24 protein-coding genes are annotated in these 22,590 nt (G+C 59.9%); 10 read left to right on the forward strand and 14 right to left on the reverse strand.

Translation table 11 applies throughout. The features are described from left to right. The 3 genes from VWZ87_RS03700 to VWZ87_RS03710 form a co-directional block, all read right to left on the reverse strand. Positions 1-224, reverse strand: a 224-nt coding sequence (locus tag VWZ87_RS03700; RefSeq protein WP_416534629.1) for a GTP-binding protein, incomplete at its 3' end; no start/stop codon positions are given. 276 nt (positions 225-500) lie between these two features. Then, positions 501-1,112 carry a hypothetical protein gene (locus VWZ87_RS03705; RefSeq protein ID WP_416534630.1) on the reverse strand — a complete coding sequence of 204 codons (612 nt, stop codon included), beginning with the start codon at positions 1,110-1,112 and terminating at the stop codon, positions 501-503. Positions 1,113-1,240: 128 nt separating this feature from the next. Further along, positions 1,241-3,589, reverse strand: coding sequence for a DNA topoisomerase IV subunit A (locus VWZ87_RS03710; RefSeq protein ID WP_340546568.1), 2,349 nt, complete (start codon positions 3,587-3,589; stop codon positions 1,241-1,243). Positions 3,590-3,902: 313 nt separating this feature from the next. On the opposite strand from VWZ87_RS03710, the gene VWZ87_RS03715 reads away from it, so the two are divergent. The 6 genes from VWZ87_RS03715 to VWZ87_RS03740 all read left to right on the forward strand — a co-directional run bounded on the left by VWZ87_RS03715 (position 3,903) and on the right by VWZ87_RS03740 (position 8,325). Continuing rightward, on the forward strand, positions 3,903-4,616 hold the full coding sequence (locus VWZ87_RS03715; protein WP_416534631.1) for an SH3 domain-containing protein: 714 nt from the start codon (positions 3,903-3,905) through the stop codon (positions 4,614-4,616). Positions 4,617-4,649: 33 nt separating this feature from the next. After that, positions 4,650-5,480, forward strand: coding sequence for an SDR family NAD(P)-dependent oxidoreductase (locus tag VWZ87_RS03720; protein ID WP_416534632.1), 831 nt, complete (start codon positions 4,650-4,652; stop codon positions 5,478-5,480). 67 nt (positions 5,481-5,547) lie between these two features. Next, positions 5,548-5,754, forward strand: coding sequence for a twin transmembrane helix small protein (locus VWZ87_RS03725; RefSeq protein WP_040176068.1), 207 nt, complete (start codon positions 5,548-5,550; stop codon positions 5,752-5,754). Between the two features lie 3 nt (positions 5,755-5,757). Continuing rightward, complete coding sequence (locus VWZ87_RS03730; protein ID WP_416534633.1) at positions 5,758-6,330, forward strand: cob(I)yrinic acid a,c-diamide adenosyltransferase; 573 nt, start codon at positions 5,758-5,760, stop codon at positions 6,328-6,330. A 310-nt stretch (positions 6,331-6,640) separates the two neighbouring features. Further along, positions 6,641-7,399, forward strand: coding sequence for an electron transfer flavoprotein subunit beta/FixA family protein (locus VWZ87_RS03735; RefSeq protein WP_340546564.1), 759 nt, complete (start codon positions 6,641-6,643; stop codon positions 7,397-7,399). Beyond that, on the forward strand, positions 7,399-8,325 hold the full coding sequence (locus VWZ87_RS03740; RefSeq protein ID WP_340546563.1) for an electron transfer flavoprotein subunit alpha/FixB family protein: 927 nt from the start codon (positions 7,399-7,401) through the stop codon (positions 8,323-8,325). Before VWZ87_RS03735 ends, VWZ87_RS03740 begins: the two co-directional genes overlap by 1 nt. A 79-nt stretch (positions 8,326-8,404) precedes the next feature. On the opposite strand, the gene VWZ87_RS03745 is transcribed toward VWZ87_RS03740, so the two are convergent. Further along, entirely contained in the window at positions 8,405-9,226 is an 822-nt protein-coding gene (locus tag VWZ87_RS03745) for a DUF6473 family protein (RefSeq protein ID WP_340546562.1), read from the reverse strand. A 155-nt stretch (positions 9,227-9,381) separates the two neighbouring features. Here VWZ87_RS03745 and VWZ87_RS03750 point away from each other — a divergent pair, with 155 nt between their 5' ends. Then, positions 9,382-10,257, forward strand: a complete 876-nt coding sequence (locus VWZ87_RS03750) for a 3-hydroxybutyryl-CoA dehydrogenase (protein ID WP_340546561.1) — start codon at positions 9,382-9,384, stop codon at positions 10,255-10,257. Positions 10,258-10,378: 121 nt separating this feature from the next. Here VWZ87_RS03750 and VWZ87_RS03755 read toward each other — a convergent pair whose 3' ends face one another. The 7 genes from VWZ87_RS03755 to VWZ87_RS03785 are packed head-to-tail and all read right to left on the reverse strand — an operon-like array spanning position 10,379 to position 15,762. Continuing rightward, positions 10,379-11,269 (reverse strand): lysophospholipid acyltransferase family protein, encoded by an 891-nt coding sequence (locus VWZ87_RS03755; RefSeq protein ID WP_416534634.1) that lies wholly within the window; start codon positions 11,267-11,269, stop codon positions 10,379-10,381. A 34-nt stretch (positions 11,270-11,303) separates the two neighbouring features. Then, entirely contained in the window at positions 11,304-11,573 is a 270-nt protein-coding gene (locus VWZ87_RS03760) for an HPr family phosphocarrier protein (protein WP_340546559.1), read from the reverse strand. Continuing rightward, entirely contained in the window at positions 11,574-11,981 is a 408-nt protein-coding gene (locus VWZ87_RS03765; RefSeq protein WP_340546558.1) for a PTS sugar transporter subunit IIA, read from the reverse strand. A 9-nt stretch (positions 11,982-11,990) separates the two neighbouring features. Further along, a complete protein-coding gene (gene rapZ / locus VWZ87_RS03770) occupies positions 11,991-12,881 on the reverse strand; it encodes an RNase adapter RapZ (protein ID WP_340546557.1) in 891 nt (296 codons plus the stop codon). Then, positions 12,874-13,311 carry an HPr kinase/phosphorylase gene (locus VWZ87_RS03775; protein ID WP_340546556.1) on the reverse strand — a complete coding sequence of 146 codons (438 nt, stop codon included), beginning with the start codon at positions 13,309-13,311 and terminating at the stop codon, positions 12,874-12,876. The genes rapZ and VWZ87_RS03775 overlap by 8 nt, the downstream gene beginning before the upstream one ends. A gap of 3 nt (positions 13,312-13,314) precedes the next feature. Beyond that, positions 13,315-15,027, reverse strand: a complete 1,713-nt coding sequence (locus VWZ87_RS03780) for a sensor histidine kinase (RefSeq protein ID WP_416534635.1) — start codon at positions 15,025-15,027, stop codon at positions 13,315-13,317. Between the two features lie 33 nt (positions 15,028-15,060). Then, on the reverse strand, positions 15,061-15,762 hold the full coding sequence (locus VWZ87_RS03785; protein ID WP_340546554.1) for a response regulator transcription factor: 702 nt from the start codon (positions 15,760-15,762) through the stop codon (positions 15,061-15,063). Between the two features lie 348 nt (positions 15,763-16,110). On the opposite strand from VWZ87_RS03785, the gene VWZ87_RS03790 reads away from it, so the two are divergent. Continuing rightward, positions 16,111-17,709 (forward strand): phosphoenolpyruvate carboxykinase, encoded by a 1,599-nt coding sequence (locus tag VWZ87_RS03790; protein WP_340546553.1) that lies wholly within the window; start codon positions 16,111-16,113, stop codon positions 17,707-17,709. 70 nt (positions 17,710-17,779) lie between these two features. On the opposite strand, the gene VWZ87_RS03795 is transcribed toward VWZ87_RS03790, so the two are convergent. Together VWZ87_RS03795 and VWZ87_RS03800 are read right to left on the reverse strand one after the other, a co-directional pair. Continuing rightward, on the reverse strand, positions 17,780-18,679 hold the full coding sequence (locus VWZ87_RS03795) for a cation diffusion facilitator family transporter (protein ID WP_416534636.1): 900 nt from the start codon (positions 18,677-18,679) through the stop codon (positions 17,780-17,782). A 57-nt stretch (positions 18,680-18,736) separates the two neighbouring features. After that, positions 18,737-19,525 (reverse strand): sulfite exporter TauE/SafE family protein, encoded by a 789-nt coding sequence (locus tag VWZ87_RS03800; RefSeq protein WP_416534637.1) that lies wholly within the window; start codon positions 19,523-19,525, stop codon positions 18,737-18,739. A gap of 146 nt (positions 19,526-19,671) precedes the next feature. Here VWZ87_RS03800 and VWZ87_RS03805 point away from each other — a divergent pair, with 146 nt between their 5' ends. After that, positions 19,672-21,357: an acyl-CoA dehydrogenase family protein gene (locus VWZ87_RS03805; protein ID WP_416534638.1), complete on the forward strand. Its 1,686-nt coding sequence runs from the start codon at positions 19,672-19,674 to the stop codon at positions 21,355-21,357. Positions 21,358-21,476: 119 nt separating this feature from the next. After that, positions 21,477-21,881 carry an META domain-containing protein gene (locus VWZ87_RS03810; protein WP_340546549.1) on the forward strand — a complete coding sequence of 135 codons (405 nt, stop codon included), beginning with the start codon at positions 21,477-21,479 and terminating at the stop codon, positions 21,879-21,881. Here VWZ87_RS03810 and recO read toward each other — a convergent pair. After that, on the reverse strand, positions 21,865-22,590 hold the full coding sequence (gene recO, locus VWZ87_RS03815) for a DNA repair protein RecO (protein WP_416534639.1): 726 nt from the start codon (positions 22,588-22,590) through the stop codon (positions 21,865-21,867). The two genes, VWZ87_RS03810 and recO, sit on opposite strands and share 17 nt — an antisense overlap.

Here is a 22,590-nt window from a genome sequence, read left to right on the forward strand (position 1 = left end):
ACGTGGGCGTAGTGACGGCCTTCGGTCTCATATTCCACGTGCGCGGTCGAGATGGTGATGCCGCGGGCTTTCTCTTCAGGTGCGCCGTCGATCTGGTCGTAGGCTTTGAAGTCACCGAAATACTTGGTGATCGCTGCGGTCAGCGTGGTCTTGCCGTGGTCAACGTGGCCGATGGTGCCGATGTTGACGTGCGGTTTTGTACGTTCAAACTTTTCCTTAGCCATTCTGTAGGCGCCCTTTTGAATTGGGGGTCGAAACCCGACCCGAATTTCCTCTGCGCGCGCGGCTTATTTGGTTTATAGGTGAAAATCAACCCGTTCCTGTGCGTCCTGTCGCAAATCACCGCCAGATCATGAACCATAGGCCACAGAGTTGCCGCCACAGGGGAATGGCAACAGGGTTCATTGCATCGAGCATGATCGGCCATGTCGGTGTCAGGGGTCCGACCGGTCAGAGCCTGGCGGAAACGGATCTGGATCCACCGCGCGCGTGAGGCGGAATCAGCCCGCCGCGGCTACCGGTGGTTCTGTCACCCCGGTGGTGCGCGGTTGGTCAACCTGTCCGGAGGTCTGTTCGGGCCCGAACCAGCCCTCTTCCTTGCGCTGCTCGACCAGCCAATCCTCGATCTGGCCCACGGCGTTGCGCGCCAGTCCCCGCATCTGTTCTTCGCGGGTCCGGGCATGACCGGATCCCACCAGGAAACTGTCTGCCGTTGTTGTCTCAAAGACGGTGAATTTCTTGACGACCTTGTTCAGTTTGGCACCTGCGGCGTCGTCCCAAACGGTCACATTGACCGCCAGAACCGATTTCGGGCTGAGCACGAGGGGTACGCCGCCGGGGGCGACAAAATACCCTTCAACGCTGATCCCGAAATGATAGATCTTGTCGCCCTGATACTGGCTGAAGCGGGCATTGACCTCATTGGTGAGGATATCGACCCATTCCTCTTTTGAGACTTTCCGCGACCCCGGCACCATCTGAACCTTGGATGCGATAACGATGTTATGACCCAGCTTGAAGTTCCCGAGTTCCTCCAGCGGTTCGTCCGGCGCAGCGGCGGTACAGGCGGCGACAGCGACCATGGCGGCCAGGAGGGTAAAGATCCGGATCATAGCAGTCTCATTTCAGTTAGAAGACACCCCCAGATAGCCGCCCGGTACGGAACCGGTAAAGCCGTCATGGCCCTACGGTTCCACCGGGTGGCGCTGAGGTCACAGGTACAGGGCAGCCACATCTGATCCTATTTGAACTTGTAGTTGCGCGGGAACCCGTAGGGCGGCCGTTTGCCGACACCTGCGCGCTTGCCCAACCACTGGCCCAGATCGGTTTCATGACGGGTCTTGCCACCGCCCATTTCCCAGCTGAGACCGTCATCCCAGTTGAACGTGGTGACATCGCTCAAACCGCCATCCAGCTCCAGCGACCCCTGCTTGCCACGGGCCATATTGTATTTCTGCAACCGCACGCCCTTGCCACGGGACAGCTCGGGCATCTCCTCAACCGCGAAGACCAGGAATTTGCCATTCTCAGACACCACTGCAACGTGATCGCCAATCACGGGGATGCAGATCTTGGCACGGTCGTCATCCTTGACGTTCAGCACCTGCTTGCCGCCGCGTGTCTGGGCAACGATATCTTTCTCGGCGCAGATAAAGCCGTTGCCCGCATCCGAGGCGACCAGCAGGCGACCGTCTGGATTGTGGATCAGAATATCGACAATCTCGACCTCATTCGGCAGATCCACCATCAGGCGCAGGGGTTCACCCATGCCGCGCCCGCCGGGCAGGTTGGACGCGGAAATCGTATAAAACCGCCCGTTGGACGCAAAGACCAGAAGCCGGTCCGTGGTTTCGGCATGGAAGATGAAGCGAGGGCCATCGCCATCCTTGAACTTCAATTCCCGGCCCAGGTCGATATGGCCGGTCATGGCACGGATCCAGCCCATCTGCGAGCAGACCACGGTGATCGGTTCGCGGTCGATCATCGCTTCGAGCGGCACATCTTCGACTTCGCCCGCCTCGGCAAAGCGGGTGCGACGCGGACCGCCCTCATAGGATTTGCCAAACTGCTTCTTGGTGTCCTTCAGCTGTTCGGCGATGCGGCTCCACTGGAGCTCTTCGGAGGCCAGCAATTCGACCAGCCCGGCGCGTTCTTCCTGCAGGGCATCGCGTTCGCGCACCAGTTCGATCTCTTCCAGGCGACGCAGGCTGCGCAACCGCATGTTCAGGATCGCTTCGGCCTGGACTTCGCTCAGCTCTCCAGGCCCGGCGGCGGGCGAGATATAATCGGCTTCGGTATAGGCGCGCGGGTGATCCAGCGCCCAGTTCTCGCGCATCAACGCGGCCTTGGGATCATCGTCATAACGGATGATATCAATCACGCGATCCAGATTGAGGAAGGCGATAATGAACCCTTCCAGAACCTCGAGCCGGTGGTCGATCTTGTCCATCCGGTGCTGCGACCGGCGCTGCAACACGTCGCGACGATGATCAAGGAAGGCGCGCAGCACCTCCTTCATCGAACAGACCTTGGGGGTCACGCCGTCGATCAGCACGTTCATGTTCAGGCTGAAGCGGATTTCCAGATCCGAATTGCGGAACATCATGTTCATCAGCACTTCGGGATCCACATTCTTGGACTTCGGCTCAAGAATGATGCGGATATCCTCGGCTGATTCGTCCCGAACATCGGCCAGGATCGGAATCTTCTTGGTCTGGATCAGCTCGGCGATCTTTTCGATCAGCTTGGATTTCTGGACCTGATAGGGGATTTCGGTAATGACGATCTGCCACTGGCCACGGCCCAGATCCTCAACCTCATGGGTACAGCGCAGACGGAAGGATCCGCGCCCGGTGTTATAGGCCTTGGCGATATTTTCGCGTGGCTCGACAATCACGCCGCCGGTGGGAAAGTCCGGTCCCGGCACGTAGTTCAACAGCGTATCATCACGGGCATCCGGGGTCTTGATCAGATGCAGGCAGGCATCGATCAGTTCGCCGATATTATGCGGCGGGATATTGGTCGCCATGCCCACCGCGATACCGGCCGCACCATTGGCCAGGATATTCGGGAAGGTTGCGGGCAAAACAACCGGTTCGGTCAAACGCCCGTCGTAATTGTCACGGAAATCAACGGCGTTCTCGCTCAGCCCGTCCAGCATCGCCTCGGCTACAAAGGTCATCCGTGCCTCGGTGTAACGAGAGGCCGCCGGGTTATCGCCGTCGATATTGCCGAAGTTGCCCTGCCCGTCGACCAGCGGATAGCGGACGTTGAAATCCTGCGCCAGACGCGCCATCGCGTCGTAGATCGCCGCGTCGCCGTGGGGATGGAAATCACCCATGGTGTCGCCGGAGATCTTGGCCGATTTCAAAAAGCCGCCCGTCGAGGTGAGACGCAGGCGGCTCATCGCGTAGAGAATGCGGCGGTGCACCGGTTTCAGGCCATCGCGGGCATCGGGCAGCGCCCGGTGCATGATGGTGCTGAGAGCATAAGTCAGGTACCGCTCGCCAATCGCACGGCGCAGCGGCTCCAGTATTTCTCCGGTTGCGGGGGAATCGGGGGTGTCTTGATCATCTACCAGGTCGGTCATGCACTGGTGATACTGCCCCCTCCGGTCTTGGTAAAGCGGGGCCGTGCGAAAATGCGGAGTTACCCCCATATATCGACCCGGCCACAACCGGCAGGGCCTGCCCGTCGCCCGACCACCTCCCGTACGACCGACAAAGCTGGCTTGGGGGAGAAAGTCGCCACCTCTCCCCTACTACGACTCGAAAAACTGCTGTAAGATCTAAGTTAAGCCGGAACAATCTGTGCAGCGGGTGCGTATTACCTGCAGCCGAGCGAATGCTCGATAATCATGAATTTGCACAGGTTTTCAGGCTGATCCTGGGGGGGATTTGTATATGTCACGCTTTGTTATCGCATCATTTCTGTTTTTGGGCTGGGGTTTTTACGAAGCCAGTGGCGGCGCTGATTTTGAGCCGCCCAAAGGCCCCTCTGCTGCCATCGACATCGCCAAGGCTGCTTTTGGCAGTGATGTCGACACCAGCGACACCGCAGCGCGCCGCACCGCGGTGACCGCAGAATCGCTGGTCAGCAAGGTGGCCCTGCGCGTGCCACAGACCGCAGCTACAACCTCAATGAACGCAAAATCGCCGCGCCCCTCCGCAGACCCCAATCTGCGTTCGCGTGTCGCGATGGCGCAGATCGCCGCTGTTGGTGAGGGGCTGAGCAACAGTGACGCAGCATTTTCCGTGGCCCAAGCTTCGGCGCCCGCCTCTGCGCGGATACCGGGTTCGGGCGATACGGCAACGGTGCAGCTGGCCTCGCTGTCGGATGGGCTGTCGGGGCAACCCCTGGTTCAGGCCGCGCTCGAAGCGGATGCCGCCGGATTGAACCCGGCCGAACCCGCAGAAGACATCCGCACCATCACTGCAACCCGCGTCAACATGCGGACAGGCCCCGGCACGGTTTACCCGATCCTGGATCGACTCAGCAACGGCGAGAAAGTCACGGTTGTTGAGGACATTGGCACCGGCTGGCTGCACCTGCGCACCGTAAAAGACGGCAAGGTTGGCTGGATTGCGGCTTCCCTGGTGAGCAAGAAACGCCCATAAAGCGCCGGTACAGGTGACCGCGCGAGGAGTTTTATGCAAAAAACGATCCTGATCACAGGCTGTTCCTCCGGGATCGGCCTGGATGCTGCGCATGGTATGCGCGAACGTGGCTGGACCGTGTTCGCCTCCTGCCGCAAACCGGTCGACTGCGACAGGCTGCGCGCGCAGGGATTTGTCAGCCCGCTGATGGATTACACAGATGCAGAAAGTCTGCGCAGCGGTCTGGCAGAAGTGCTGGAGCGCACCGGCGGCACGCTGGACGTATTGTTCAACAATGGTGCGCACGGGCTGCCCGGCGCTGTTGAGGACGTCTCGACCGAAGGGCTGCGCAGCATCTTTGAAAGCAATGTCTTTGGCTGGCACGAGCTGACCCGCAACGTCATCCCGGTGATGCGCGCACAGGGGCATGGGCGGATCGTGCAGAATTCGTCGATCCTCGGTTTTGTGAGCTTCCCCTGGCGCGGCGCCTATGTGGCGACCAAACACGCCATCGAAGGGCTGACCGATACCATGCGGGTTGAGCTGCGCGACAGCGGCATCAAGATCGTTCTGATCGAGCCCGGCCCTGTGACGTCGAAGATCCGCGAAAAGGCCATTCCCCATTTCGAGAAATACGTCGATTGGGAGAACTCCGCCCTGCGCGACCGCTATGAGGCCAGCCTCCTGAAGCGGCTCTATGAAAGCAATGGACCAGACAGGTTCGAACTCCCGGCATCCTCAGTCACGGCCAAACTGATCCATGCCTGCGAGAGCCGACGGCCACGTCCGCGTTACTATGTCACCGTGCCGACCCATATCGGAGGTGTGCTAAAACGCATCCTGACCACACGCGCGATTGACCGTATCCTCGCGCGGCTTAGATAGCTGATGCGCGGCGGGCCCTGCCATGAAGGCAGCGGCTGTCGCGGCAAGAAACAAGGAATATGAGAAGATGGGCGATCCGCTCTACATCCTGGCGATTGCTGCGATCGCCGCAACCGTCATCGTGCTGGTAATCGGCATTGGTGGCTTCGGCGCCGGCGGCGCCTTCAATGCCAGAAATGCCAACAAGATGATGCGCCTGCGCATCCTGTTTCAGTTCCTCGCCGTGGTGTTCATACTCGGATATGTCTATCTTCGCGCTCAGGGAGGTCAGTAAATCATGGTCGTATTGAACAAGATCTACACCCGTACCGGCGACAAGGGCGACACCGCTCTTGGCAATGGAGACCGCGTTGCCAAACATTCCGCGCGGGTCAATGCCTATGGCACCTCGGACGAGCTGAATGCCTTCGTCGGGGTGGCGCGACTGGAGGCCGATGGTGAGATGGACGCGGCGCTGGCGCGTATCCAGAATGACCTGTTTGACCTGGGCGCGGACCTCTGCCGACCTGAAATGGACAAAGATGCCAATGCCGACTACCCGCCACTGCGTGTTGCCGATGCACAGGTTGCGCGTCTGGAGGCGGAAATTGATGTCATGAACGCCAATCTCGCGCCTCTGCGCAGCTTTGTGCTGCCCGGCGGCGCAGCTCTCTCCGCACATCTCCATGTATGTCGTACCGTGGCGCGCCGCGCCGAACGTCTGGCAACCGAGCTTGCCACGCAGGAGGACATCAATCCGGCAGCGGTGAAATATCTCAACCGGCTGTCCGACTGGTTCTTTGTTGCGTCGCGTGCTGCCAATGACAACGGCGCGCGCGATGTGCTCTGGGTGCCCGGCGCCAATCGGTAAGCGCCGCAATGACAATACCTCACGCGCCCGGCCGAGCGGCGCGTGGCAGAGCTGGTCGGTGATCGCATAGCGCTGCGGCAACCTGTCCCATCGAGATCAAGCACCGGTATAGCTGCCGCTGCGGCAGTGCAGCATTATCGGCGAAACATTCCTGCAAAACTGCTGATGCAAACCGTCAGACGCGACGTCGGAGGGCGGTAACGTGACGATTTTGCCCTGTTGCGGCGCAATCTAAGCCGCTATCAACATCGCGAGAGCATGGAGGAGAGTCGCCCCGGCGGCTTACCGTTTGTTAAGGAGAGAACGCAAAATGAAGGTACTTGTGCCTGTCAAGCGCGTGATTGACTACAACGTGAAGGTCCGCGTCAAAGCGGACGGCAGCGGTGTCGATCTCGCCAACGTCAAAATGTCGATGAACCCGTTTGACGAAATCGCCGTCGAAGAGGCGATCCGCCTCAAGGAAGCCGGCAAAGCTGATGAGATCGTCGTTGTCTCCATCGGTGTGAAGCAAGCGCAGGAAACCCTGCGGACCGCGCTCGCCATGGGTGCCGACCGCGCGATCCTGGTTGTTGCAGCAGATGACGTGCATACCGACATCGAGCCGCTGGCCGTTGCCAAAATCCTCGCCAAAGTGGTCGAGGAAGAGCAGCCCGGTCTGGTTCTGGCAGGCAAGCAGGCGATCGACAACGACATGAACGCCACCGGTCAGATGCTGTCGGCGCTTCTGGGCTGGTCGCAGGGCACCTTTGCCTCTGAGCTGGACATTGATGGCGATAGCGCCGTTGTGACCCGCGAAGTGGACGGCGGCCTGCAGACCATCAAAGTGAAGATGCCCGCCATCGTCACCGTTGACCTGCGCCTGAACGAGCCGCGTTACGCTTCGCTGCCGAACATCATGAAGGCCAAGAAAAAGCCGCTGGACGAGAAAACCGCCGCCGACTACGGCGTCGATGTCTCCCCGCGTCTGGAAATCATCTCCACCACCGAACCCGCAGCCCGTGCCGCAGGCATCATCGTGGGCTCCGTGGATGAGCTGGTCGGTAAACTCAAAGAAGCGGGGGCTGTGTAATGGCTGTTCTTCTCCTTGCCGAAGTGACCGATGGCGCCCTGGCGCTGGACGCAACCGCAAAAGCCGTGACCGCGGCAAGCAAGCTGGGCGACGTGACCGTTCTGGCCGCTGGCGCCTCTGCGGCAGCAGCCGGTGCAGAAGCCGCCAAGATTGCAGGCGTGTCGAAGGTTCTGGTTGCTGAAGACGCCTCGCTCGGCCACCGTCTGGCGGAACCGACTGCTGCGCTGATCGCCTCGCTGGCATCCGACTACGAGCACATCGTGGCGCCTGCGACCACTGACGCCAAGAACGTCCTGCCCCGCGTTGCAGCCCTGCTGGACGTGATGGTCATTTCGGACGTATCCGGTGTTGTCGATGGCGACACATTCGAGCGTCCGATCTACGCAGGCAACGCGGTTCAGACCGTAAAGTCGCGCGACGCCAAAAAGGTGATCTCGTTCCGGACATCCACCTTCGACGCGGCTGGTGACGGCGGCTCCGCCTCCGTTGACACCATTTCCGCTGCCGAAAACCCCGGCCTGTCCGAATGGGTAGAGGACAAAGTCGCCGCCAGCGATCGCCCCGAGCTGACCTCGGCCGGTGTTGTTGTGTCCGGTGGTCGTGGTGTTGGGTCCGAAGAGGACTTCAAACTGATCGAAAACCTGGCCGACAAGCTGGGTGCGGCGGTTGGCGCCTCCCGCGCGGCCGTGGATTCGGGCTATGCACCGAACGACTGGCAGGTGGGTCAAACCGGCAAGGTCGTGGCGCCTGAGCTTTATGTTGCGGTTGGGATCTCCGGCGCAATTCAGCACCTGGCAGGCATGAAGGACTCCAAGATCATCGTTGCGATCAACAAGGACGAAGAGGCTCCGATCTTCCAGGTTGCCGATTACGGCCTGGTGGCCGACCTGTTCCAGGCCGTACCCGAGCTGATCGAAAAACTGTAAGCGCGTCGCGTAAACATGTGAAAAGCCCGCGACATCTGTCGCGGGCTTTTTTTGTTTCAAACAACCTTTCGGGTCGCGATCAGTTCCTGAGGCGGGGTTGCAGATACTGCGCCACCTGCGCCGCAATTCTAACATGCTCCTTCGGGCCGACCATTCGCTGGGCCGACGGCAGGTCAAGCTGTCCGTAGAACATGCCGTCAATGTCTGCGGCATCCCGCGCGGTATGGACAGGGATCTCAACAACCCCGAGCACACGCGCACGCAGTGCATCCACCATCGGCCGGTCAACCAGCGCAGGCTCATGCCCAAACAGGGCCTGATGATCGACGTCGTAATGGATCCAGAGCAAAGTCACCTCCCCATTGAGCGCCGCGATCAGCTCTCCCATACGGTCAACCCAGGTCTCTTGCAGATGATCACGAACGGTTTCGTAACGGGTTCTGCAACAAGATCGGAGCGCGCTCAGCAGGTGCTTGTTAAAGTGATACTCCGTGAAATCCATTTCCGGATACAGATCCCGCAGCGGCTCATGAGCGCATAAGAACCTGTCATTGCGCCGGGGATGAACCTTGTAATAGCCGTTGGAGATATTCTGTGCCCCCAGCACCTGGACAAGAGATGCTTCGGCCTTGCGGGCAATATCCAGAATATCCGGATCGCTCAAAAAGCTGTCGACCCCGGCATTCACGCTGCCAAGGTTTACGCAGGGGCGCTGTAGAATCGTTTCTGCTTCGGCCACGAAGGGACGTTCGACAAACCGTCCAAAGACCTCTGTGCCGCCAATAAATGCCAAATATGGTTCAGTCAGATTACGCGCCGGCCCGCGGACCAATAATTTCGAGCCCGCATAGCTGCAAGGCTCGCCCGCAAGCGCTGTCGCGCTCTTGAGTTCATAGCTCATAATACCCACCAAATTTCACCCGAGACTCACTTAATCCGAGATCCGTTGACGAATTGCTAATGCTCAACTTTGCCTAAAAACCCGGCCAATCGGCCTTGTGCCGCCCACGGACCCGCCAGTATGATCCGCCGGAAAACTCCCAAGAGGCATGAGCGATGGACATCCAGAAAATAGGCGTGATTGGTGCAGGCCAGATGGGCAATGGCATCGCACATGTGATGGCGCTGGCAGGCTATGATGTTGTTTTGAATGACATAAGCCAACAGGCCTTGGACAGTGCCGTGAATGCGGTGAAGAAGAACCTGACCCGGCAGGCCAGCAAGGGCAAGATTGAGCAGGCGGATGTTGACGCTGCACTAGGGCGCATTTCGACAACGCTAACGCTGGCGGATGTCGGCAAGACTGATCTGGTCATCGAAGCGGCGACAGAACGCGAAACGGTGAAGCAGGCCATTTTCGAGGATCTGCTGCCGCATCTGCTGCCGCACACGATTCTCACCTCCAACACCTCGTCGATCTCGATCACCCGACTGGCCAGCCGGACCGACCGGCCGGAGCGTTTCATGGGGTTTCACTTCATGAACCCGGTGCCGGTCATGCAGCTGGTCGAACTGATCCGCGGCATCGCCACAGATGAGGCCACTTTCTCGGCCTGTCACGCGGTGGTGGAAAAACTGGGCAAGACCGCAGCAAGCGCGGAGGATTTCCCCGCCTTTATCGTCAATCGGATCCTGATGCCGATGATCAATGAGGCGGTCTACACCCTGTATGAAGGCGTGGGATCCGTGAAATCCATTGATGAGTCGATGAAGCTGGGCGCCAATCATCCGATGGGACCATTGGAGCTGGCTGATTTCATCGGTCTGGATACCTGCCTTGCCATCATGAATGTACTGCATGATGGTCTGGCGGACACCAAATACCGCCCCTGCCCGCTGCTGACGAAATATGTCGAAGCAGGCTGGCTGGGCCGGAAAACGCAACGCGGGTTCTATGATTACCGGGGCGAGATCCCAGTGCCGACGCGATAGGCGGATATCTCAGAAAGGGGGCGCTGCCCCCTTCGCAGGCGAAACCGTCTGCCAGACGGTTTCCGGGAAGCCTGCTCATCCCACGGGGATATTTCCAGCCAGAAGATGACGCGCGGCGGCTCTAGCCCTGCTTGCCGAGCGACAGCGTATGTTCGCGCAGCCAGGCCATAAAGCCGCGCGGATCGCTCTGCAGCTTTTCCATCTGCGCATCGCTAAGGGGTTCACCGACAACCGGGCTCTGCGGCTTGTTGCAGGATCGCACGATCTCATGCAGCAACAACCCCTGACGCAGGATCGGCGAGACCTGATTGGCGATCTGGTACCAGCGAGAATTGCTGCCCGGAAAAAAGATGGGCACCACACGCGCGCCGGAGCGGCGAATGAGCTGGGCGGTGAACACGTTCCATTCCCGCTCGATTGCGGGGCCGAACCAGCTGTCCGAGGACATCACCACACCGGAGGGAAACAGCGCGACCACGCCCCCCTCTTTCAGATGCGCCATCGTTTTGGCCCGCATTTCGACCATCTTGCTTTGTGCTTCGGGGTCATGGGGAAACGGGACCGGGATCATAAAAGAGGTTGCCGCCTCGTCCAGGCCGGTCAGCACGGAGCGGGTCAGGATGCGATAATCCTGACGCACCCTGCCAATGAGATCCGCAAAGATCATCCCATCGACCATCCCATGCGGGTGATTTGCAACCACCACCACCGGCCCCTCTCGCGGGATGCGCAGGATTTGCTCCTGCGGTGTTTCCAGATCGATTCCCATGACATTGAGGGCACCGCGCCAGAATTTCTGGCCCCGGTATTCGGCGTTGCTGCGCTCGAACCGGCGCACCATCCTGAGGATCGTCAGCTTGCCCGTGCACCATTCGATGGCGCGGATCGCAAAAGACGTCCAGCGGTCGTCAAAGGAATTGGCATAGGTGAGAGTCCGGCGGTCATAGATCTCGCCGGTCTCTTCGGTCCCTGGCGTCGCGCCAGCGTCGCGATCATGCGCAGTATCCGCCAAGTGCCTTGTCCTGTTCCGTAGCTTTGAATGAGCCTCAGTAGCCTTCGCCGAACTTGTCAGCAACAAGCGTGTCCAACGCCGAGGCAAGCGCCTCTGCATCCGGGCCCGAGGTCTCGATGTCAATAGTCGTTCCTTTTGAGGCTGCCAACATCAAAAGCCCCATGATGCTGTCCCCGGAGGCCGACAGCCCGTCCCGCGAGACTTCGGCCGTAGCATCAAAGCCCTCGACCACCTCGACCAGCTTCGCTGAGGCGCGCGCGTGCAGTCCTTTTTCATTGACGATTTTCAGCGTTTTACGAACCATTTAGTGCGCTTGCTCCCCTTCGGGGTTGATATTTTGGGCGTTAATGTACTTGCGGCCCGCCTCCATGGCATGCCTGACCGCATCCGCAACAGGCAGATGGCGGGATTTTGCCAGTTTGATGAGCATCGGCAGATTGGCCCCGTAGAGGATCCGGCGATCTGGTGGCGTACAGGCCAAGAGGCTGAGGTTCGACGGAGAACCGCCAAACAGGTCCGTGACCACAACGACACCGCCGCCGCTGTCGACGGCATCGGCAGCACGGCAGATCTCGCGCTGCTTCTCATCCCGGTCGTCTTCTGGGCCTATGCTGATCGCCTCCAGGCAGACCTGAGGACCCACAACATGTTCCACGGCGGCCAGATATTCTCTGGCCAGCCCCCCATGTGCAACGATCACGATTCCGATCAAGCCGGTCCCTCACTTCTGTCGCTGGCCGTGCAGCTCGCGGTGTCTAATTGACACCTGCTGCCCGTTTTCCGCAAGGTCCTTGGCCAGGGTTTCTGCCATCGTGACCGAGCGGTGCTGCCCTCCGGTGCATCCAAATGCTATAGAGAGATGCGATTTACCCTCTTCTCGATACGCAGGCAACAGCAAGCGGATCAGATCAAGCACCCGGTCAAAGAACGGCTGATAGCGGCTGTCCTCCTGGACATAGCTCTGCACCTTCGGATCCCTCCCGTCTAGGCTTCGCAAGTCTTTCTCCCAATAGGGATTGCGCAGGAACCGGCAGTCGAACACCATATCAATGCTGCGTGGCACGCCGCGTTTGTAGGAAAAGCTCTGCAAGGAAACCGCCAGCGCCCGCCCTTCGGGGGCAAAGCGGCGTTCGATATCCGCCTTCAGCTGGTGGATGTTCATCTCCGAGGTATCAAGCAACAGGTCGGAACGGTCGCGGATCGGCAGCATCAGATCAATCTCGCGAAGCACCCCGACCTCAGGATCCTCGGCCGGGGCAAGCGGATGCCGGCGCCGGGTCTCCGAGTAGCGTCGCAGCAGGACATCGGGGTCGGCATCGAGGTAGAGCACGGTCAGATGCAGATCCCGGCGCGCAGCCAGCATGTCGATAACATCAAGCAAGGCGGCGGGGGAGAAATCCCGGTTGCGACTGTCCAGGCCCAGCGCCATCGGTCGGGTCAGGCTGTTGGTCTCCACCAGACCGGGCAGCAGGCGCAAAGGCAGATTGTCAATCGCCTCAAAACCGAGGTCCTCCAGCACGTTGATGGCCGTGGTGCGCCCGGCACCGGACGGGCCTGTCACCAGAACGATCGGCACCGCCGTTGGATCAGGGACAGCATCCGGGTCAGGCATCGGGATTCAAGGCTCCGTGTTTGAGAAACTGCAGCAGCGCAGGGGCGAAATGCGGGCCGTCGACACGACGCAGCTGGCGGATTGGCCGGTTGAGGATCGTGGTTTCAATCTGGGGCGGCAGACGTTCGGTTTCAACATGATCCAGATCGACGACACCAGCCAAATGCGCCTGGTCTGCTGCCCGGGCGAACAGCAGGCCCAACCCGCGCGCCTCGATCATATTGCGCAATGGTTCCGGCGCGCTGACCACCAGAGCGTCATCGCTGGCAGTTATGATCACCTGATCATCCGCGATCAGCTCCGCCCCGAGCGCCATCATTTGCAAGGCTAGTGTCGATTTTCCACTGCCGGAGCCGCCCGTGATCAACAGACCCTGCCCCGCCACCGCGACACAGCTGGCGTGAAGCCGACAGGTCGGCGTCGCGGCCATGGGTCAGACCGGGAGGCCGACGACAAACCGAGCCCCCAGAGGTTCCGAGGTGATGTCAGCTTCGGTCGGGCGGATATTCTCGGCCCAGATCACACCACCGTGTGCTTCGACGATCTGTTTGGAAATCGCCAGACCAAGGCCCGAGTTATTGCCAAAATGCTCAACGGGCCGTTGTGAATAGAAGCGTTTGAACACCTTGCTCAGGGCCTGATCGGGGATACCGGGACCGGTATCTTCAACCACGACCAGAACGCGGTTGTCGCGACGGCGCGCCCAGACGCGGATGGCATCGCCGTCCTCGCAGAAGGAAATCGCGTTGGTGATCAGGTTGACGAAGACCTGCGCCAGCCGGGCCTCCAGCCCCTGAATTGTTATCGGTGTCTTTGGCAGGTCGGTGATGTAGTCGATCCCCTTGCCGCGCGCATCCTCGCCAAGGAATTGATTGAGGTTGCCAAGCATATGGAGGAGATCAAAGCTCTCCTCCTCCTCTTTCACCAGCTCAGCGTCCAGCCGCGAGGCATTGGAGATATCGCTGACCAACCGGTCCAGACGCCGCACGTCGTGTTCGATGACATCCAGCAGCTTGTCACGCTGATCTTCGCGTTTGACCATCCGTAGCGTACCGACCGCCGATTGCAGGCTGGCCAGCGGATTCTTGATCTCATGAGCCACATCTGCGGCAAACTGTTCATTGCTGTCGATGCGATTATAGAGCGCCTTGACCATACCACGCAGGGCGCGGCTGAGACGGCCAATTTCATCCGGGCGGGCGCTCAGATCGGGAATGCGAATGCGCCCAGGCTTTGATTTTCGGGAGTCGCCATCGCGACCCAGCTCTGCGGCTTCTGCGAGGTCTGCGAGCGGGTTTGCGATCGTGGAGGCCAGCACCAAGCTCAACCCGATGGATACCACCAGCGCAACCACAAACATCTGCAGGACGCGCTCCTGCTCGCCGCGAACCAATGCGTCGATTTCGCCGGTTGGTGAGGCCAGTGTGACAACGCCGATCGCTTCTCCCTGAAACAGGATCGGCGTGGCAGCGGAGAAGACCGTGCCGCCGCTGGTATCAACAACGGCCTTTACCTCTGTCCCGCCTACCAGCGCCTGTTGCACCATAGCGCGCAGCTGGTCCTCAAGAGGCTGGGCGGGGCTCTCCGGCGTGTCCGACTTCAACAGTCCGCCCACAAAGGACCAAACAGCCGCCAGAGCATCGCTGATCAGGGTTTCTGATGGGCTGGCGTCATTGAGAAGGTCCAGCGCGCCGCCCTGTTCGACCCCCTTGGTCTGGGCAATCAGCGTCCCTGCGGTGTCAAAGACAAACACTTCCGCACCAGCCCGCAGGCTGATGTTCTGAAGGGTCGTTACCGGATCTATCCCGTCGCCGACCGCAAGGCTCACGGTGCCCAGTTCAGGCAGCTGTGCCTCAAACACATCCGAGATCAGCATCGCTTCGGCCGCCAGGGCACCTGCGCGCTGAAGCACAAGGCTCTGACGCGAGGAATTGAGATAGAGGATACCCGACACCAGAATGATCAGCGCAATCAGGTTCAGCGTGATGATCCTGCGTGTGAGCGGCGACGCCCGCAGCGTCAGGACGCCGCGACGGGCCCGCCGGTCCTGGAGTTCACGCGCGACGTTCTGCTCCGGCGCGACCCAATCATCGCCCAGAACAACATCACTATCCCGCCGTGGACGGGTTATGCCAGAATCGCGCATCGGCGTTGTACTCCGCCTGACCCTGAGCAGGGCTTACTCTTCATTGTAACGGTACCCGATACCATAAAGCGTCTCAATCGCCGAGAATTCAGGGTCCGCATTGCGCATTTTCTTGCGCAAGCGTTTGATGTGGCTGTCGATGGTCCGGTCGTCCACATAGACCTGATCGTCATAGGCGACATCCATCAGCTGGTCGCGGCTTTTGACGAAACCCGGTCGCTGTGCCAGTGCCTGCAGGAGCAGGAATTCAGTCACCGTGAGCGATACATCCTGCCCCTTCCAGCTGACCGAATGGCGCAGGGGATCCATCCGCAGGTTGCCACGCTCCATCACCTTGTTTTCGGTGGTGGTGGCCACTGCATCGCCGCTGATCGCCTCCTGACGGCGGAGCAATGCGCGGATGCGTTCGACCAGCAGCCGCTGCGAAAACGGTTTCTTGACGTAGTCATCAGCGCCCATACGCAGGCCCAGAACCTCGTCGATCTCATCATCCTTGGAGGTGAGGAAGATCACCGGCATCTGGGTTTTCTGGCGCAGTCGCTGCAACAGGTCCATGCCGTCCATCCGTGGCATCTTGATATCAAGGACGGCCATATCGGGCAGCTTCTTGTTGAACGCGTCCAACGCAGCCTGCCCGTCATTATAGGTCTCAACCTCGAAGCCTTCAGCCTCAAGGGTCATCGAGACCGAAGTCAGGATATTCCGATCATCATCGACTAAAGCAATCTTAGACATCTGATTGGCCCCTAATCTGCTCTTTTTTGCGTTTTTTAGACGTTCATCGCCGTTCTACCTCGGCGAATCAATGCCAATTGAGGAATCTCGACACAGTTTCGCCTCAATTGAGACAAAAATACCTTAGCAGGCGCTGAACATTCCGGCATCTACCCTCGCAAATTGTCTTTAAAAAAAATGGTTGCGCTAAACATCGCCTTGATGGCGCTAACTGCGTCAAACCGTTCTGTTCAGCCAGTAAAACCTCATGTTAAGACCACCCACATCGGCCGGTTGTGCCGATCTCTGCCCCAGGGCGCGGCTTTTATTGTTTGCGGCCTTCGATGGTCGACACAGGAGAAAGAACACATGGCATCTGGACGGGTTAACCCGCAATTCCGCCTCGAAGATCAAGGTATCGAAGGACTGGGGAACGTCTATTACAACCTCATGGAGCCAGCTCTGATCGAGGCAGCTCTGAAGCGCGACGAAGGTACTCTTGGCAACGGCGGCGCCTTCCTGGTGACCACCGGCAAGTTCACCGGCCGCTCCCCCAAGGACAAGCACGTGGTGAAAACCGACAGCGTCGCTGATACCATCTGGTGGGAAAACAACGCCGAGATGAGCCCAGAGGGCTTTGATGCGCTCTACGAGGACATGCTCGTCCATATGCAGGGCAAGGATTATTACGTGCAAGATCTGGTCGGCGGGGCCGACCCTGTCCATGCGATCAATGTGCGCATGGTCACCGAACTGGCCTGGCACGGGCTGTTCATCCGTACAATGTTGCGCCGCCCGGATCGTGAGGATCTGGATGATTTCATCGCCGACTTCACCGTGATCAACTGCCCGAGCTTCCAGGCGAACCCTGAGCGCCACAACTGTCGCAGTGAGACCGTGATTGCGATGAACTTCGATCGCAAGATGATCCTGATTGGCGGTACGGAATATGCCGGTGAGAACAAGAAATCCGTCTTCTCGCTGCTGAACTACCTGCTGCCGGAAAAAGGCATCATGCCGATGCACTGCTCCGCCAACCACGCCAAGGGCAACCCTGTGGACACCGCCGTGTTCTTTGGCCTCTCCGGCACCGGCAAGACCACTCTCTCCGCAGACCCCGACCGGGTGCTGATCGGCGACGACGAACATGGCTGGGCCGACAACGGCACCTTCAACTTTGAAGGCGGCTGCTATGCCAAGACCATCAACCTGAATGCCGAGGCAGAGCCGGAAATCTACGCCACTACTTCCAAGTTCGGCACCGTGATCGAGAACATGGTGTTCGACCCGGAGACCAAGAAGCTGGATTTCAACGACGACAGCCTGACGGCCAATATGCGCTGCGCCTACCCGCTGCACTATATCTCCAACGCCTCAGAAAGCGCCCGCGGCGGCCACCCGAAAAATATCATCATGCTGACCTGCGATGCCTTCGGAGTGCTGCCTCCGATCGCGCGGCTGACCCCAGCGCAGGCGATGTACCACTTCCTGTCCGGCTTCACCTCCAAGGTGGCGGGCACCGAGCGCGGCGTGACCGAGCCGGAGCCGACCTTCTCCACCTGCTTTGGCGCGCCCTTCATGCCGCGCCGCCCGGAGGTTTACGGCAACCTGCTGCGTGAGAAGATCGCCCAGCATGGCGCCACCTGCTGGCTGGTAAACACCGGCTGGACCGGCGGCGCCTATGGTATCGGTTCACGGATGCCGATCCGCGCAACCCGCGCTCTGCTGACCGCCGCCCTGGATGGTTCGCTGGCCGAGGCTGAGTTCCGCAAGGATGGCAACTTTGGCTTTGACGTACCTGTGACCGTTCCGGGCGTGGCCGAGGTTCTGCTGGATCCGCGCCGGACCTGGGACGATCAGGCCGCATATGACGCGCAGGCTGCGAAGCTGGTTCAGATGTTCTCCGACAACTTCGAGCAGTACCTGCCCTACATCGACGATGATGTGAAGGCAGCCGCGATCAGCTAAGCCGACCACAGTCAGATCAGAAAAGCCCCGGTCCATGGCCGGGGCTTTTTCGTGTCTGGCAATGACCGATTTACTGCCCCGGTTTGATCCCGCCATCTTCCAGTTTGTGTTCCGGTTCCACGTGGATCGTAACCTGCGCTGTAGGCAGGGAGACGCGGATCGCCTCTTCGATACGATCACAGATCGCGTGCGACGCCCGCACGGTCATCTCGCCTGCGACAACCATATGGAACTCGACAAAAACCGCCTGCCCGGCGCGCCGGGTTTTCAGACCGTGCACCTGCAAGGCCCCCTGCGCGGTCCGGTGGATGATCTCGGCAATCTCCTCGCGTTCGTGGGATGGCGCGGCCTGATCCATCAACCCGCCAACAGAACTGGCTACGACGCGGTACCCTTCGCGCAGGATATTGACTGCCACAAGCAGCGCCAGAAGCGGATCCAGCCATGGCCAGCCTGTCGCAAGCGCAAGACCAAGGCCGCAAAGAACCCCGGCAGAGGTCCAGACGTCGCTCATCAGGTGGCGCCCACCGGCAGATAAGGCAGGCGAGGCCAAGGCCGTACCACGCCCGATCAGAACCCGCGCCCACCAGAGATTGACCAGCATCGCCACGGCATTCACCAGCAGCCCCAACGGGCTCCACACCAATGGCGCCGGGGTGCGCAGCGCCTCTATCGCCTCATGCAGGATCAGCAGGGCCGCGACGATAATCATGATCCCTTCCAGCACCGCCGAGAAATACTCGGCCTTGTGATGGCCAAAGGGGTGACCAGCATCAGGCGGGCGATTGGCGTAGCGAACCGCGAACCACGCCATGATAGCACCACCGATATTGACCAGAGACTCCATCGCATCGGAAAACAGGGCAATTGATCCGGTCATCCACCAGGCCAGCGCCTTCAGCGCCAGCACCAGCAGCGCAACGACAATAGATGCAGTGGCCAACTGTTCCGCGCCAAATCTCTTCACCATATGCCGTCCTTCGTCTGCCCGTTCGGATCATACAGGCTCTAGTGATGGTGTTAGAGCCTATGAGATGAGGCCCCGCCGCAGCAGATTTGCCCCCGCCAGCAGCAATACAACCAGAGTTACCCGCCGAAAGGTGACCTGATTGATCCGATCCTGCAACCGTCCGCCGATCCACATTCCCAGAATCGCCGGAGGGATCAGCAACATTGAAAAGGGCGCGGTCTCGGCCCTCATGACACCGGACCCGATATGCGCCACCAGCAGCGCCACGGCGCCCAGCCCGTAAATGACTCCCTGTACCCGCATCTGCTCGCGCTTTTCGGTTCCAAGCGCCGTCAGATAGGCCACCGTGGGCGGCCCCCAGATACCGGAGAAACCACCGATGAAGCCGGCGACAGCAGCGACCGTTGCCTCAATACGCGGTGTGGCGCTGGAAATGGGGATTGGAATCCCAAACAGCTGCAACAAAGCAAACAGGGTGACCGGCCCGCCTATCAGGATCAGCATGACGTCCTGTGGCAATACGCGGACCAGCTGCGCACTGCCCAGCAGAAAGATCAAACCCACAAGCAGAAAGACCCTGAACCGCCGAATCGACTCCCAGGCCGCCATTACCCCTTGCCGCAGGGCCTGCATCCCATTGGTCACCAGCGTGGGCAGGATCAATCCGGCAAGCGCAATATCGGGCGGTAAGAACAGGCTAAGTCCTGAAACAAGGATCATCGGCATGGCAAAACCAACCATCCCCTTGACCGTGCCGGCAAGTGCTGCAATCGCAAACGCAAAGATCAAGTTTTCCAAGGTAAGACCCGCAGAGAGGAAAACGGTAAGGATCGAATTATCGGACATGATCAAACCCTTAGCACAGGTTTCCATCGCCGCGCGCACAAAATCGTTACGTAATTTTTGATCCAATCATAATGCCACAGGGTATTTTTGTTGCGCTGCAACTGCAAAATGATTTACCACTGAGCCAGCTGAAAAGGATGTGATTCATGGCTCACGACGGACAGGACCCGCAAATGCAACCAACGCTTATTCCTGATTTGCTGGCGCTGACCGCTGCTGCGCTGGAACCGGTTGACCAGCTGCTGGAGGCGGCCCGTAGCACCGTCCGCGATCAGGTCAGCGAAGGCGGCCGGGTCTCTGGCGCGCTGGTCGAGGCCAACCAGACCGCCGCCCATGGCCTCGCCTGGCTCGCGACCTACGCCTACAGCCTGCGCCAGATGCACCGCTGGGCCAGCGACCTGCACTCAAATGGCAAGTTTGGCGAGATGGAGCACCTGCTGCTACAAATCGGTTTTGGCGAATACCTCTGGCAGATCCACGGCGGCATCCAGATGAACCAGGGCGAAATCCTGCGTTTGCAGGATCTGGGCCTGTCGCAAGAGAGCCAGCGGATGCTGATGGCCCCTGCTGTCATGACGCTCTGTGACAGCGGCAACACGCAGGCTGCGCGCGTCCGGCTGGTTGAGCTGATGCAGGAACAGGCCGGATCGGTGATGTTCGGCGCCTCGGGTCTGGACGAAGAACTGGAGATGATCCGCGACCAGTTCCGTCGCTACGCGGTCGAAAAGGTCGAGCCAAACGCCCATGACTGGCATCTGAAGGATGAGCTGATTCCGATGGAGATCATCGAGGAACTGGCCGAGATGGGCGTCTTTGGTCTGACCATCCCCGAAGAATACGGCGGCTTTGGTCTCTCCAAGGCGTCGATGTGTGTTGTCTCCGAAGAGCTGTCGCGCGGCTATATCGGTGTTGGCAGCCTTGGCACCCGCTCCGAGATTGCCGCCGAGCTGATCATTGCCGGCGGCACTGAAGAACAGAAAGCCAATTGGCTGCCCAAGATTGCCAGCGCGGAAATCCTGCCGACGGCGGTATTCACCGAGCCGAATACAGGCTCTGATCTTGGATCTCTTCGCACCCGCGCGGTGAAGGGTGATAATGGTGACTACAAGATTACCGGCAACAAGACATGGATCACCCATGCCGCCCGGACCCATGTGATGACCCTCCTCGCGCGGACCAACCCCGACAGCACAGATCACCGTGGCCTGTCGATGTTCCTTGCGGAAAAAACACCGGGCACCGATGAAAACCCGTTCCCAACCGACGGTATGACCGGTGGCGAGATCGAGGTTCTGGGCTATCGCGGCATGAAGGAATACGAGCTGGGCTTTGACGGGTTTCACGTGAAGCGTGAGAACCTCCTCGGTGGTGAAGAGGGCAAAGGTTTCAAACAGCTGATGGAAACGTTTGAATCCGCCCGGATCCAGACCGCCGCCCGCGCCATCGGTGTTGCGCAATCGGCTCTCGATATCGCTATGCAATATGCCCAGGACCGCAAGCAGTTCGGCAAGCCGCTGATCGCCTTCCCGCGTGTGGCATCGAAGCTGGCGATGATGGCGGTAGAGATCATGATCGCGCGTCAGCTAACCTATTTCTCCGCCTGGGAAAAGGACAACGGCCATCGCTGTGACCTAGAGGCGGGCATGGCAAAACTGCTTGGCGCACGTGTTGCCTGGGCGGCTGCCGACAACGGCCTGCAGATCCACGGAGGCAATGGGTTTGCCTTGGAATACAAGATCAGCCGCGTGCTCTGCGATGCCCGCATTCTCAACATCTTTGAAGGCGCTGCAGAAATTCAGGCGCAAGTCATCGCGAGACGCCTCTTGGCCTGAGTTCAGTCATTAACTCCCCTGGACACTCCTCTGACCCGGTGCGTTTCGCGCCGGGTCTTTTTTATCTTTGCGCCTCCCTGGTTGGTTGACCTCGCCCCCTCATCGAGTAGCGTGCGGCGATGCGGACCAAGTTTTTCTCTCTCGTCACCCTGACTTGCGCTTTGCCCCTAACGGGCTGTTTCGGCGATGAAACCCTGCGCGGCTACGGCGGCCGTGGCGTGCTATGGCAGCTGCAGGAGATCGACGGCCATATTGTGAAAGACGCCACAACCCTGTCCTTTGATCGCGGGGAGAACGTGTCCGGCGCCCTGCCCTGCAATCGTTTCACCGCACGGCTGGACGTCCCCTACCCGTGGTTTGACCTAGCGCAGATGGCGACCACGCGCCGTGTCTGTCCGGCTCTCGGAGAAGAGGTGGCGGTTCTCGACGCCTTGCAGCAGATGCAGATCGTGGAGATCAAGGGCGACGTCATGATCCTGTCAAATGACACCGGGCGCGAGATGGTTTTCAAGGCTGCCGACTGAGCACATCCAAAAAGCGCCCCCGCGCCTCTGGCAGCGGGATGTTGCCCAGCGATGGTGCAAGCCTGTGTTCCAGAAAGAAACCCGTGGTGGACAAAGCCGCCACGATGTCCTGCGTCTCGGCCCCTCCACGTCCCAGTAACACGTCCGGCAAGTGCAACATGCGGTCGGCCCATTCCCCCGCCCCAGCGCGCGACACCGCTCGCCCGCTTTTGGGGGAGACATAGATCAGCTCATGTCGACTGCCAGTGACGGCGCAGTGATCGAGATCCAAGCCGAAGCCCATCTCCTCCAGCAGCGCAACTTCCCAGCGCAGATAGGCCAGCGGCCAGATATCGTCACGCCCCAGAAGGTCCAGAAGCTGCGCGCTGCGCAGATACAGGTCCGGGTGCGGTTCGCGTTCAGGCAGGCAGAAGGCGAGCAGCGCCGTCACCGCGTTCAGCCCGGCAAGCGCCAATCGGCTGGACATTGCCGTGGCGGCGCGGCTGCGGATCAGCTCAGCCTGATAGCTGCCAAGATGGTCTTCGAGCCGCGCGCGCCAGGTCAGGCCCAGTTGGGCACCCGGCTGCAACACCGGCGCCATCCGGCGCCCCGCGCCACCGCGGACGATCCCGTAGTGACGCCCGTGTTCGACGGTAAACGCATCCACGATGGCAGCACTTTCCCCATGGCGGCGCATCGTCAGCAATATGCCTTCGTCGCGCCACTCCAT

It is taken from the genome of Phaeobacter sp. JH20_37 (assembly GCF_048056015.1).
GTDB lineage: Bacteria > Pseudomonadota > Alphaproteobacteria > Rhodobacterales > Rhodobacteraceae > Phaeobacter > Phaeobacter bryozoorum.